Annotated in this window: 10 protein-coding genes and 1 pseudogene; 3 read left to right on the top strand and 8 right to left on the bottom strand. The window is 59.6% G+C overall.

The window, feature by feature from the left end:
- Window positions 1-59: 59 nt before the first annotated feature.
- Both ilvN and GH784_RS12955 read right to left on the bottom strand, forming a co-directional pair.
- Entirely contained in the window at window positions 60-632 is a 573-nt protein-coding gene (gene ilvN, locus GH784_RS12960; protein ID WP_003513099.1) for an acetolactate synthase small subunit, read from the bottom strand.
- A 19-nt stretch (window positions 633-651) separates the two neighbouring features.
- Window positions 652-2445 (bottom strand): acetolactate synthase 3 large subunit, encoded by a 1794-nt coding sequence (locus tag GH784_RS12955; RefSeq protein ID WP_013636474.1) that lies wholly within the window; start codon window positions 2443-2445, stop codon window positions 652-654.
- A gap of 381 nt (window positions 2446-2826) precedes the next feature.
- Here GH784_RS12955 and GH784_RS12950 point away from each other — a divergent pair, with 381 nt between their 5' ends.
- On the top strand, window positions 2827-4833 hold the full coding sequence (locus GH784_RS12950) for an ATP-binding protein (RefSeq protein WP_083211491.1): 2007 nt from the start codon (window positions 2827-2829) through the stop codon (window positions 4831-4833).
- A gap of 9 nt (window positions 4834-4842) precedes the next feature.
- Here the strand turns inward: GH784_RS12950 and miaA are convergent, their stop codons facing one another.
- A complete protein-coding gene (miaA, locus tag GH784_RS12945) occupies window positions 4843-5739 on the bottom strand; it encodes a tRNA (adenosine(37)-N6)-dimethylallyltransferase MiaA (RefSeq protein ID WP_065702370.1) in 897 nt (298 codons plus the stop codon).
- On the opposite strand from miaA, the gene serB reads away from it, so the two are divergent.
- A complete protein-coding gene (gene serB, locus GH784_RS12940) occupies window positions 5738-6628 on the top strand; it encodes a phosphoserine phosphatase SerB (protein WP_003513107.1) in 891 nt (296 codons plus the stop codon). The two genes, miaA and serB, sit on opposite strands and share 2 nt — an antisense overlap.
- Window positions 6625-7197 (top strand): GNAT family N-acetyltransferase, encoded by a 573-nt coding sequence (locus tag GH784_RS12935; RefSeq protein WP_153793452.1) that lies wholly within the window; start codon window positions 6625-6627, stop codon window positions 7195-7197. The genes serB and GH784_RS12935 overlap by 4 nt, the downstream gene beginning before the upstream one ends.
- Before the next feature lie 24 nt (window positions 7198-7221).
- Here GH784_RS12935 and GH784_RS12930 read toward each other — a convergent pair whose 3' ends face one another.
- The 5 genes and pseudogenes from GH784_RS12930 to GH784_RS12910 form a co-directional block, all read right to left on the bottom strand.
- Window positions 7222-7971 carry an SDR family oxidoreductase gene (locus GH784_RS12930; protein ID WP_153793451.1) on the bottom strand — a complete coding sequence of 250 codons (750 nt, stop codon included), beginning with the start codon at window positions 7969-7971 and terminating at the stop codon, window positions 7222-7224.
- A gap of 89 nt (window positions 7972-8060) precedes the next feature.
- Window positions 8061-9605: a Do family serine endopeptidase gene (locus GH784_RS12925; RefSeq protein ID WP_003513113.1), complete on the bottom strand. Its 1545-nt coding sequence runs from the start codon at window positions 9603-9605 to the stop codon at window positions 8061-8063.
- Window positions 9606-9866: 261 nt separating this feature from the next.
- Window positions 9867-10790 carry a protease modulator HflC gene (hflC, locus tag GH784_RS12920; protein ID WP_003513118.1) on the bottom strand — a complete coding sequence of 308 codons (924 nt, stop codon included), beginning with the start codon at window positions 10788-10790 and terminating at the stop codon, window positions 9867-9869.
- Window position 10791: 1 nt separating this feature from the next.
- Window positions 10792-11913, bottom strand: coding sequence for an FtsH protease activity modulator HflK (hflK, locus tag GH784_RS12915; protein ID WP_003513120.1), 1122 nt, complete (start codon window positions 11911-11913; stop codon window positions 10792-10794).
- A gap of 143 nt (window positions 11914-12056) precedes the next feature.
- A pseudogene (locus GH784_RS12910) lies at window positions 12057-12275 on the bottom strand (dihydrofolate reductase); the annotation flags it as partial.
- Window positions 12276-12281 lie beyond the last annotated feature (6 nt).

The raw sequence follows: 12281 nt of genomic DNA, 5'->3' as shown, positions 1-12281 counted from the left end.
AAAAAAACCCGCGGCGAACCGCGGGCTTGGTATTACAAGGATATTCGAAAGGCGGAGGATCACATCCCCTGCGAACCGCGGTTCATGGCTGCGATACCCGTGCGGCAGATCTCGATCAGGCCGAGCGGTTTGATGATGGCCACGAACTGGTCGATCTTGGACGACTTGCCGGTGATTTCGAAGATGAAATGCTCGACTGTCGCGTCCACCACCTTGGCCTGAAACGCATCCGCAAGACGAAGCGTCTCGGCGCGGGCTTCACCCGAACCGGCGACCTTGATCAGCGCTACTTCACGCTCGATCGGCCGTTCCTGCCCGAGTTCGCGGGCGCGAACGGTGAGATCGAGCACCCGGTGCACAGGAACGATGCGTTCCAGCTGCGCCTTGATCTGCTCCAGCACGATCGGCGTGCCGCGCGTTACGATCGTGATGCGCGACAGATGCGCCTCATGCTCGGTTTCCGAAACCGTCAGGCTTTCGATGTTGTAACCCCGGCCGGAAAACAGGCCGATGACCCGGGCGAGAACGCCCGGCTCGTTGCTGACGAGAACCGACAGCGTGTGATTTTCGACGGCAGCCGTTTCCTTCTGGATGAAATAGGCGGAGCCGGTGGGTTGTAGGTGTGCGTTCATATCCTTTTCCTCTCCCGGCTCAGACTAGCTGACGGCCCTTGGCATCGATGGCGTTGGCAACAGCTTCATCCGTCGCCTCATCCGGCAACAGCATCTCGTTATGGGCTTTACCAGATGGGATCATCGGGAAGCAATTGGCGAGATTGGCAACGCGGCAATCGAAGATGACCGGCCTGTTGACCGCAATCATCTCGGCGATCTTGTCGTCCAGTTCCTTCGGATCGTCGCAATACATGCCAACCGCGCCATAGGCTTCCGCCAGTTTGACGAAGTCAGGCATGGCTTCGGTATAGGAGTTGGACAGGCGGTTGCCGTGCAGCAACTGCTGCCACTGCCGCACCATGCCCATATACTGGTTGTTGAGGATGAAAATCTTCACCGGCAGACCGTACTGGATGGCGCAGGACATTTCCTGAATGCACATCTGGATCGAGGCATCACCGGCAATGTCGATAACCAGCGCTTCCGGATGCGCGACCTGCACGCCGATAGCTGCCGGCAGGCCGTATCCCATGGTACCGAGACCGCCCGAGGTCATCCAGTGGTTCGGCTCCTCGAAGCCGAAGAACTGCGCCGCCCACATCTGGTGCTGGCCAACTTCGGTGGTGATGAAAGTCTCGCGCCCCTTCGATGCCTCGTAAAGACGCTGCAATGCATATTGCGGCATGATGACATCGTTGGAATTCTTGTAGGCGAAGGAGTTGCGGGCGCGCCAGCGCTCGATCTGCAGCCACCAGTCCGCGGTCTGCGCTTTTTCCGGCTTCTTCGGCAAAGCGCGCCACAGGCGAACCATATCTTCCAGAACATGGCTGACGTCGCCAATGATCGGAACGTCGACGCGCACGGTCTTGTTGATCGAAGACGGATCGATATCGACGTGAATCTTCTTGGAATTCGGCGAAAACGCATTCAGGCGCCCGGTAATACGGTCGTCGAAACGTGCGCCGATGCAGACCAGCACGTCGCAATCATGCATTGTCATATTGGCTTCGTACGAACCGTGCATGCCCAGCATGCCGAGCCAGTTCTTGCCGGAAGCCGGATAGGCGCCGAGACCCATCAGCGTCGAGGTGATCGGGAAACCGGTCAGCTCTACCAGTTCGCGCAGCAGCCGTGTCGCTTCCGGGCCGGAGTTGATGACGCCACCACCGGTGTAGAAAACCGGCTTCTTTGCCTTAGACATCAATTCGATGGCCGCGTGAATGGCGTTGAGATCGCCCTGAACCTTCGGCTTGTAGCTCTTCTGCTGAATGGCGGCGGAAGGCGGCGTATAGGTGCCGGTGGCGAACTGGATGTCCTTCGGAATATCGACAACGACGGGGCCGGGACGACCAGTCTGTGCGATGCGGAAGGCCTCATGGATGATGCCCGCCAGTTCGTTGACGTCCTTTACCAGCCAGTTGTGCTTGGTGCAGGGGCGCGTAATGCCGACGGTATCGCATTCCTGAAATGCGTCGGAGCCGATCAGCGATGTCGGAACCTGGCCGGAGAGGCAGACGAGCGGAATGGAATCCATCAGCGCATCCTGCAGCGGGGTGACCGCATTGGTGGCGCCGGGACCGGAGGTAACGAGCATGACACCGACCTTGCCGGTGGAGCGGGCATAACCTTCGGCAGCATGGCCGGCACCCTGCTCGTGACGTACGAGAATATGCTGAATGTCTTCCTGCTGGAAAATCTCGTCGTAGATCGGAAGCACGGCACCACCAGGATAACCGAAGATGTGCTCGACGCCGTTGTCCTTCAGCGCCTTCAGAACAATCTCCGCACCTGTCATGCTATTGCTGTTTTCCGTATTATCCTTATCCGTCATTGCCTGTTTCCATCCCGCTTTGGCTTTGGATATCGAGGAGCCCGAGGGCCTGTTTGAAGACATAAAAAAAGGCCCCTAGAGGAGCCTCGTTCAGCGCATGGGTGCTTTCGCCGGATGGTTACACCATCCTGCCCATGCGCCGTCCCACCACGATAAGTACGTTAAGATTTTTCATGGGCCGGAGTGTTAGCCAGAAAAGCGCCAGTCGTCAACGCATATTGCGGAAAAAATCGGCGTCGGCTTCTTTTATTACCCGTAAGGCACCACGGACGAAATTTTCGAACGCAACAGATACACAGGTTGTTAAATATAATCTTTTACAATCAAAGATGCAGATAATGCCCGAACCACCGCGATCATCCGCATGTACCGGGATAAGACGTGAATAGTGACGAGTTTCATAGAGCGTCCCGCATGGACGAAAACGAACGGCGATCCGGCCAGCAGCCGGCTAACCGCATGCTCGGCCGCGTCATCGCCTGTGATGGCGCCCATGCGACAATCGCCGCAGAAACGGAAATCGGCTCAACCGATGTCGCGCAGCTCTGGTCCGTCGGACGCCTGATCTCGATCGAAATGGGAACGAGCCGTGTCGCCGCACTGGTATATGCCATGCGCACGGGCGAAGAACACTGGTCGTCGGACAAGCCGAACCGGCTGCTGATCGACGTGGAACTCGTTGGCGAAGTCTACCGCACCGAAGATGGCAGCGAACGTTTTTCCACCGGCATTTCCCGTTACCCCTACCTGGGCGCGGTCGCGCATCGCATCCGCACGGGAGACCTTTCCAAGATCTATGACAGCGGCAAGCGAGACACATGCGTCATTGGTAAGCTGACGCAGGACGACACGATTGGCGCGGCCATCAACATCCAGCAGATGCTGGCGAAACATTTCGCCGTCGTCGGCTCGACGGGCGTGGGCAAAACCACCGCCGTCTCCCTTCTTCTGAACAAGGCGATCGAGACGGACCCGAAGCTGCGTGTCCTCATTCTCGATCCGCACAATGAATTTGCGGCCGCCTTTCCCGATCATTCTGTCGTCATCGACACCGACACGCTCGACCTTCCCTTCTGGCTGATGCGCCTTGAAGAATTCGCGGAAGTGATTTTCCGCGGACGCAAGCCCGTACCGGAAGAGATGGATGTCCTTCGCGACATCATTCCGGAGGCGAAAAAGGCATTTCGCGGCACAGATGGCTCCGCCGTTCGCCGCACGTCCGACAAGAGCGCGATCACGCCCGATACGCCGGTGCCTTACCGCATGGCCGATATTCTCGCCCTCATCGACGAGCGCATCGGGCGGCTGGAAGGGCGCGGCGAAAAGCCGACCCTGCGATCCCTCAAGGGCCGCATCCTCTCGGCCATCAACGATACGCGCTATAACTTCATGTTCTCCAGCAATACGATCAGCGACACCATTCTGGAAACGGTGGCGCATATCTTCCGTATTCCAGGAGAAGGCAAGCCGATTTCGGTTTTCCAGCTGTCCGGTATCCCCTCGGAAGTAGTGAACTCGGTCGTCTCCGTCCTTTGCCGCATGTCCTTCGAACTCGCGGTGCTGGCGCGCGGCTCGCTGCATATGCTTGTCGTCTGCGAAGAAGCGCACCGTTATGTTCCGGCAGACCCTGAGCGCGGATTTTTCCCGACCCGGCAGGCGATCGCGCAGATCGCCAAGGAAGGCCGCAAATACGGTATTTCGCTTGGCGTCATCAGCCAGCGTCCGAGTGAGCTGGACCAGACCATCCTGTCACAATGCTCGACCGTTTTTGCCATGCGGCTGACGAACGAGATCGACCAGAAGATCATTCTGTCCGCCGTACCGAACGCCTCAACCTCGACCACCAGTTTCCTCTCGTCCATCGGCAATGGCGAGGCAATCGCCTTTGGCGAGGCGGTGGGCGTACCGATGCGCATGCGCTTCGACCGCGTCTCCACGGCAAAATTGCCGAAGGCGAACGGCGCAGTCAGCCATACGCCCCACGAAACGCCCGATACAGTCGATCTGAACACCATCGTCAGCCGCATGCGCGCGGTAGCCAAACCGGTCATCACCGGCTTCCAGCAAAGCGTCGAAGCGGCCTTCTCCGATATGCAGGAACCGATGTCAGCCCCTAGAGAAGCGGACGACGTCGATCGCTGGAAACGCGAACTGGGGACGGCGGCGATAGAGGGATACGAACCTTACCGCCCCGACATGCTGCCCGGACGCACAACCCTAACGCAACTGTCGCCCGCAACGGCAACGGATACCAGCGCTGTCAACGAATTGCGCAAAGTCGGCTTCCAGATGCAGGCACAAAGTGGCCCGCCTCCATCAGAGACACGTCCTTCGCTGCGGGAGAGCCTGATGAAAAAGCCGCTAGGCAGCCTTTACCGCAAGGACTGAGCGCGGCCCCTACGGCTGGATACGTGCCCAGTCCGGCCCCATCTGGTTGCGGAACCAGGTCATCTGCCGCTTGGCATATTGGCGGGTCGCGGCCGCCGATTTTTCGATGACCTCTGCCTCACTCATACCGCCAGCCAGCATATCGGCGATCTGGGAAACGCCGATCGCCTTCATCGCTGTGGCATCAGGCGCAAGGTTCAGGGCGAGAAGAGCCCTCACCTCTTCCACAGCACCACTCTCCATCATGGTTTCGAACCGCCGATTGATGCGGTCGTGCAGCACGGGCCGTTCCGGCAGGACCACGAATTTCTCCGCTCGGTCCGGATCAACTATCATCGGACCACTGGCTTTTTGGAACTCCATGATCGACTTTCCGGTCGCCTCCATGACTTCCAGCGCCCGAACGATCCGCTGGCCGTCTCCCGGCTGAAGCCCCTGTGCCATCAAGGGATCGCACCGCGACAGTTCCGCGTGCAGGACCGTTGACCCCTCTTCGATCAGCCGGGCGCGCAGCCTCTCGCGTATGTCGTCAGGAATGGCTGGCATATCGGACAAGCCGCCCGTCAGTGCCTTGAAATAAAGCCCCGTACCGCCAACGATGACCGGAAAACGCTGCTGCCTGCGCAAATCCCCAAGCAGGGCGGAAATGTCCCGCAGCCATTCACCCGTTGAATAGGAACTGCTTGCCGGCACATGGCCGTATAGCAGATGTGGCACGCCTGCCATTTCTTCCTCGGATGGCCGAGCGGTCAGCACCCGCAGCGTGTCATAAACCTGCATGCTGTCGGCATTGATCACGACACCGTTCCGCTCCCGCGCCATTCGAAGCGCAAGCGCGGACTTGCCGCTTGCCGTCGGGCCGGTTATCAGGATCGCATCAAAATTCTCATCAAGGTTTTTCATCATGGCTTTCGTTGCCACGCTTATCGCCAATCCGTCAAATCCTGTTCTGACACCGGCCCTCGGCGAAGCGGCCGCCAATGCCGTAAACGCATCCGGTCTCTACTGGCTGGCCGATGGCATCGCCTGCGATATTGCCCTGCCCTCTGGCACCGATGCCGAACAGGCACGTGACGCGATTGCCGACGTGCTTTCGGGCCAGCCGATCGATATCGTCGTTCAGGAACAGGACAAGCGCCGCAAGAAGCTTCTGATCGCCGATATGGATTCGACCATGATCGGTCAGGAATGCATCGACGAGCTGGCCGCCGAAGTGGGATTGAAGGACAAGGTTTCCACGATTACCGCTCGCGCCATGAATGGCGAAATCGCTTTTGAGCCGGCGCTCCGCGAGCGCGTGGCGCTGCTGAAGGGCCTGCCAGTCTCCGTCATCGATGACGTTATCGAAAAGCGCATCACGCTGACATCAGGCGGCAAGGAGCTGATCGCCACCATGAAGGCGAAAGGCTACTATACCGCCCTCGTTTCTGGCGGTTTCACGGTCTTCACCGGCCGGGTGGCGGCGATGCTGGGGTTTGACGAGAACCGCGCCAATCTTCTCGGCGAGGCCGATGGCCAGTTGGATGGCACCGTTGCCGAACCGATCCTCGGCAAACAGGCCAAGGTGGATGCGCTGAACGATATCGCCGCAAAGCTCGGCATCTCGCCGGACGAGGCAATGGCGGTCGGCGATGGCGCCAACGATCTCGGCATGCTGCATCTGGCCGGCGCGGGCGTTGCCCTGCACGCCAAGCCCGCCGTCGCCGCCGAGGCGCAGATGCGCATCGACCATGGCGACCTGACCGCACTCCTTTACATTCAGGGTTACCGCAAGACGGATTTTGTCGTTCCATGATCATCCGTGAAACATCAAGGCTCATTCTGCGCGAGTGGAAGGAGAGCGACCGCAATCTGTTCCGCGAAATCAACGCCGACGAAAAGGTCATGGAATTTTTTCCCTTCCGCCGCAGCCATGCGGAAGCGGATGCGGTTCTCGAAACCATCAATGGCATGATCCGCGGCAGCGGTTACGGCTTCTACGCCATGGAACAGCGCGAAACCGGCGAGGTTATGGGATTTTGCGGCATATCGCCGGTCATGAACCTCGATCCGCCCTTCCCGCTCGGAACCATGGAAATCGGCTGGCGGCTCGCCACCCGTTTCTGGGGTCACGGCTATGTCACCGAGGCCGCGCAATCGCTGCTCGTCATGGCTTTTGACGAAAAGGAAACGCCGGAAATCGTCTCCTTTGCCGTCCATGACAACCAGCGTTCGACGCGGGTGATGGAACGTATCGGCCTCAAGCGTGACCCGTCACGAGACTTCGACCACCCGCGCGTCCCGGAAGACACCCATCCGGATCTGCGCCCGCATGTGACCTATGCGCTGACGCTCGCGGAGTGGCGGGAACGACGGGCGCAGTAGCGCCCTCGCCCGCCAGTTCGGCAATTATTTCACAGCCGCATTTCCGCCGCCGGCAAACAGGGCCGATCCGGCAACAAAGCTCGACATCGGGCTGGAGAGGAAAAGGGCGGCCTGCGCCAGTTCCTCCGGTTCCGCAATGCGCTTCATCGCATGCAGCCCTGCAGCCCACTCCTTCTGGGCCGCATCTCCCGCCATCGGCGTATCGACTCCGCCGGGAAGCAGCGCATTGGCGCGAATTCCCTTGAAGGCGTAGTCGGCAGTAATGCCCTTCACCAGCCCCATCAGCGCCGCCTTGGAGGTGCCATAGGCTGCCATGCCGGGTATGCCGGCGCTGGTGCCGACGAAGCTGGAGATGAAGACGACCGAACCTCCTCCCCGCTTCAACATCGCAGGGATCTGGCTGCGCACGCCGAGAAATGCGGAAGTGAGGTTGGCGGTGATCACGTGATCCCATTCCTCTACCGAAATCTCCGCAAGCGGTTTTGTTGCCCCAACGGCACCGGCATTGTTGACGGCGATATCGAGACCGCCAAAGACGGTCATGGCCGCATCCGTCAGACGGGCATGGGTTTCCGCAACTGTGACGTCACCCGCCACGGGGTGAACACGACCGCCGGCCTGGCGAATGGCGGAAGCCACGTCCTCGAGTGCCTCGGCACCACGCGCGTTGATAATGACGGCCGCGCCCTGTTCGGCAAACAGCCTTGCCGTCGCCCGGCCGATGCCGGATGACGCGCCAGTGATGATCGCAACCTTGTTGTCTAATAATTTCATATCCTTGGCCTCCTTTGGCGGAGACCGAGGAATAGAGAGCAAGCCGAACCACGGCCACCCGATTCCTGCCGAACCGGGCGAAAGAAGCTTTACTCCAGCGGCAGCGCCACGACGCGCAGATTGCCCTGTGCATCGGCAACCATCATATGCGCATTCTTGCGACCCTCGGATTTCAGGCCGTTGACACGCACAAGCACGTCGCCCGGAACCTCCATGAAGTCCTGTCCAACCTCGACGATGACATCACCCGCCTTCATGCCCTTCTGTTCGGCCGGCGAACCCTGATCGACGCTGGCGACAAGCACGCCTTCGACGCTTTCGGCAATGCCCTTCTCCGTCCGCAACTCGTTGCTCAGCACTACGAGGTTCATGCCGAGCACGCGCTGCGGCGCTTCGCGCACCTCCGGCGTCTGGTCCTGCGCCTGATCGTCGGAACCGCCCTTGTCATCAGGCACGACCATGCCGCCGTCACCGTCCTCGGCCTGCGGATCGTCGGTTGCGGCCTTTTCATCGGGCGCATCCTGCAACTGGCCAAGCTTTACCTTGACGGTCTCTTCCTTGCCGTCACGGAAGACCACGACATCGACTTCCTTGCCGACCGGGCTTTCCGCCACGATCCTCAAGAGGTCACGCATCTCGTGAATATCCTTGCCGTCGAATTTCAGCACGATATCGCCGGCCTGGATCGGGCCGTTTTCTACCGGGCCACCCTTGGCCACGCCGGAAATCAAGGCACCCTTTGCCGCTTCCATGCCAAGGCTTGCGGCCACGTCGTCGGTAACCGGCTGGACGCGCACGCCGAGCCAGCCACGGCGGGTTTCGCCGAATTGGATGAGCTGCTCAACGATATTCTGGGCGAGTTCCGTCGGAACCGCGAAACCGATACCGATCGAACCGCCGCTCGGCGAAATGATCGCCGTATTGATGCCGATCACCTCACCCTTCATGTTGAAGAGCGGACCGCCGGAATTACCCTTGTTGATTGCCGCATCCGTCTGGATGAAGTTGTCATAGGGGCCGGCATTGATATTGCGCCCGCGCGCGGAAACGACGCCGACAGTCAGCGATCCACCGAGGCCGAAGGGATTGCCAACGGCCATGACCCAGTCACCGATGCGCATGCTGCGCGAATCGCCGAACTTGACTGCCTTCAGCGGAGCCTTCGGCTCTACCTTCAAAACGGAAAGATCGGTCTTGGTATCAGTGCCGACCAGCGTTGCCTTCAGCTTCGAACCATTCGGGAAAATCACCTCGATGGCGTCTGCGCCCTCAATGACGTGATTGTTGGTGACGATGTAGCCAGCCGGATCGATAACGAAGCCGGATCCCAGCGAACTGACCTTGTCGCCGCCTTCCGGTTTCTGGTTGTCGAAATAATCCTTGAAGAACTCCTGGAAAGGCGAACCTTCCGGCAGTTTCGGCGGCACAGGCCCTTTGCCCTCGGTCTTGACGTTCTGCGACGTCGAAATATTCACCACCGCATCAAGAAGCGGTGCGGCAAGATCGGCGACCGATGCCGGCCCATGGCTCTGCGCCCATGCCGCAACCGGTGCCGAAAGGCTACCCGCCACAAGTGCGAAGCCCGCGACTGCGGCAATGCTGCTGCGAAAAGGCGAAAGAAGGGTCACGGCCATAAGCGTCCTCGCGTTTCAAATCGTCATTCCCTGCATATATCGTCAAAGCATAAGGCGGAATGATGAAGTGTAAAAATACCTTTTCGTGAACAGCACCGGCTGCCTTGCTCACTGCCTACAGCATCGGCGCGAAAACGGATATCCCTTTCCGGGCGCGAGACAACAGGATTTTGCCCCTTTCCGCTTTGCTGCCACCCAGCCATTCACTCAAAAAGAAAGGGCCGGTTAAAACCGGCCCCTCCAAAATCATTCGATCCGTTATCAATTTGCCGGCGGTGCGGCAGGTGCGGCCGGAGCCGTGGATGGAGCACCGTTGATGTCGTTGAAATAACGGAAGAAGGTCGAGTCGGGAGACAGGACCAGCGTCGTGCCGGTTCCAGACAGCGCGCTGGAATAGGCCGCCATGGAACGATAGAACTCGAAGAAGCTCGGGTCGCGCTGGAAAGCTTCACCGAAGACCCGGTTACGCTCCGCATCGCCTTCACCGCGCAGGACTTCGGACTGACGCTGGGCGTCGGATTCGAATTCCACGACCTGACGGTCGGCAATAGCGCGACGACGCTGTGCCGCCTCGTTACCGCGGGCGCGGATCAGTTCGGCTTCGGCCAGTCGTTCCGACTTCATACGCTCGAAGGTCTGCTGCGAGACTTCCTGCGTGAGATCGGTGCGGCGGATACGGACATCAACGATGCTGACGCCAAGCGATTCCGCATCGGGACGCAGATCGTCACGTACTTCCTGCATCATCGATGCACGCGCATCCGAAAGCGCCGATTCGAAGCCGCGAAGACCGTAGACCCGGCGCAACGATGCGTCGAGACGAGTGCGTAGACGCGATTCCGCCGACATCTGGTCACCGGAGACCGTCTGCCGGAAGCGGCGGGCATCCGTGATGCGATAGACCACAAAGGCATCAACCTCGTAGAACTTGCCGCCGGAAACCTGAACACGGATGTTGTCGTGATCGAAGCGCAGCGCCCGGTTCTCGATATATTGCACCCGATCGGCATCCATGAAGGCGAAGGGCAGCTTGAAATAGAGGCCCGGCGCCGTTTTTACGTCCTGGATCTGACCGAAGCGTACAACGATGGCCTGCTGGCGCTCGGTGACGACGAAGATCGACGAATAGGCCAGGAAAAGCACGGCGGCGAGACCGACGAGAACGGCAGTAAGACGGTTGCTCATATCAGTTGCCTCCCTGCTGTGCCGCGCCCGGATTGCCGCGCATGATCTCGTTCAGAGGCAGATAAGGCACCACACCCTGTTTTTCGTCGATGATGACCTTGTTGGAACCCTTCAGGACCTGTTCCATCGTTTCCAGGAACATGCGCTGGCGGGTCACGTCAGGTGCCGTGCGATATTGATCGTAGATGGAAATGAAGCGCTGTGCCTCACCCTCTGCCTCGTTGACGACACGAGATTTGTAAGCGTTCGCCTCTTCGATGATCTGTGCTGCCTGACCACGTGCGGCACCCAGCTTCTGGTTGGCGTACTGGTTGGCTTCCTGCACGAAGCGGTCCTCGTCCTGCTCGGCACGCTGCACTTCGTCGAAGGCGTCGGCCACTTCGCGCGGCGGCGCCGCGTCTTCGATGGCGACAGCATTGATGGAGATGCCGGCCCCGTATCCGTCCATGGTGGACTGGATGATGGTGCGCACATCCGCCGCGATCGCCTGACGGTTATCACGGAAAATGTCCTGTGCGGGACGACGGCCGACGATTTCGCGCATCGCGCTTTCGGAAACCTGCTGCAAGGTCTCAGCCGGGCTGTCGACATTGAACAAGTAGGATTTCGGATCGGAAACCGTATAGAGCACCGAGAACTGCACGTTGACGATGTTCTGGTCACCGGTCAGCATCACGCCGTTCGCGGAAGAAGACGAAGCGCGCGAACCGATATTCTGCTGCTGTTCGGTCACCTTGACGATTTCAACCGTCTCGATCGGCCACAGATGGAAATGCAGGCCGGGCATCGAAATCTCATCCTTCGGACGACCAAAACGCAGCTCCACGCCGCGCTCGTCCGGCTGGACGGTGTAGATGGACTGAATGCCGAGGAAAACCAGAACGACGAGAGCGACGATCGCAATCGCGCCGCCATTGAACCCGCCCGGCAGGACATTCTTGAAGCGGTCCTGGCTGCGCCGGATGATCTCTTCCAGATCGGGCGGGCCGCCATTGCCGCCGCCACCGCCGCGAGGCCGGTTAGGTCCCTGCCCCCATGGGCCGCCACCGCCACCCTGGTTGTTTCCGCCACCACCGCCGCCGCCCCAAGGGCCGCCGCCGCCATTCTGATTGCTCCAGGGCATCAATACCTCTTTATAAAAGCCTCTCCCGATCCCGTTCGAAAGCGATTGCTCGCGTGCGGCGGGAATATGGACCCGTTATAAGAAGGAGAAGCGTGTGTTTCAACGCAGAGGTGGTAACTAAATACCCAATCAGGGTAAATAGTTCACTTTGACGCGGCTCTGCGCAAATAAGTGGTGAACAGAACCGGATAATTGTCCTTTTCCCCGGCGGGAACGGCATTTTCCTCGATTTTTTCAAACACGGCGGGATCGATTTCCGGAAAAAAAGTGTCGCCATCAAGCTTTACGGCCACATGGGTGACGGAAAGTTGATCGGCAAACGGCATGGCCTGACGGTAGATTTCCCCGCCACCGGCCACGAAATTCCA

This window comes from Agrobacterium tumefaciens, assembly GCF_009649785.1.
Lineage (GTDB): Bacteria > Pseudomonadota > Alphaproteobacteria > Rhizobiales > Rhizobiaceae > Agrobacterium > Agrobacterium tumefaciens.
Note: the sequence above shows the minus strand (reverse complement) of the source record. Positions and strands in the feature narration are given on the sequence as shown.

What these genes read in the sequence shown, in the direction of transcription:
- GH784_RS12935 (WP_153793452.1), top strand. Translation starts at nt 6,625, where the DNA reads ATGATCATCCGTGAAACATCAAGGCTCATTCTGCGCGAGTGGAAGGAG.
- GH784_RS12955 (WP_013636474.1), bottom strand. Translation starts at nt 2,445, where the DNA reads ATGACGGATAAGGATAATACGGAAAACAGCAATAGCATGACAGGTGCG.
- hflC (WP_003513118.1), bottom strand. Translation starts at nt 10,790, where the DNA reads ATGAGCAACCGTCTTACTGCCGTTCTCGTCGGTCTCGCCGCCGTGCTT.
- GH784_RS12930 (WP_153793451.1), bottom strand. Translation starts at nt 7,971, where the DNA reads ATGAAATTATTAGACAACAAGGTTGCGATCATCACTGGCGCGTCATCC.
- serB (WP_003513107.1), top strand. Translation starts at nt 5,738, where the DNA reads ATGGCTTTCGTTGCCACGCTTATCGCCAATCCGTCAAATCCTGTTCTG.
- miaA (WP_065702370.1), bottom strand. Translation starts at nt 5,739, where the DNA reads ATGATGAAAAACCTTGATGAGAATTTTGATGCGATCCTGATAACCGGC.
- hflK (WP_003513120.1), bottom strand. Translation starts at nt 11,913, where the DNA reads ATGCCCTGGAGCAATCAGAATGGCGGCGGCGGCCCTTGGGGCGGCGGC.
- GH784_RS12925 (WP_003513113.1), bottom strand. Translation starts at nt 9,605, where the DNA reads ATGGCCGTGACCCTTCTTTCGCCTTTTCGCAGCAGCATTGCCGCAGTC.
- ilvN (WP_003513099.1), bottom strand. Translation starts at nt 632, where the DNA reads ATGAACGCACACCTACAACCCACCGGCTCCGCCTATTTCATCCAGAAG.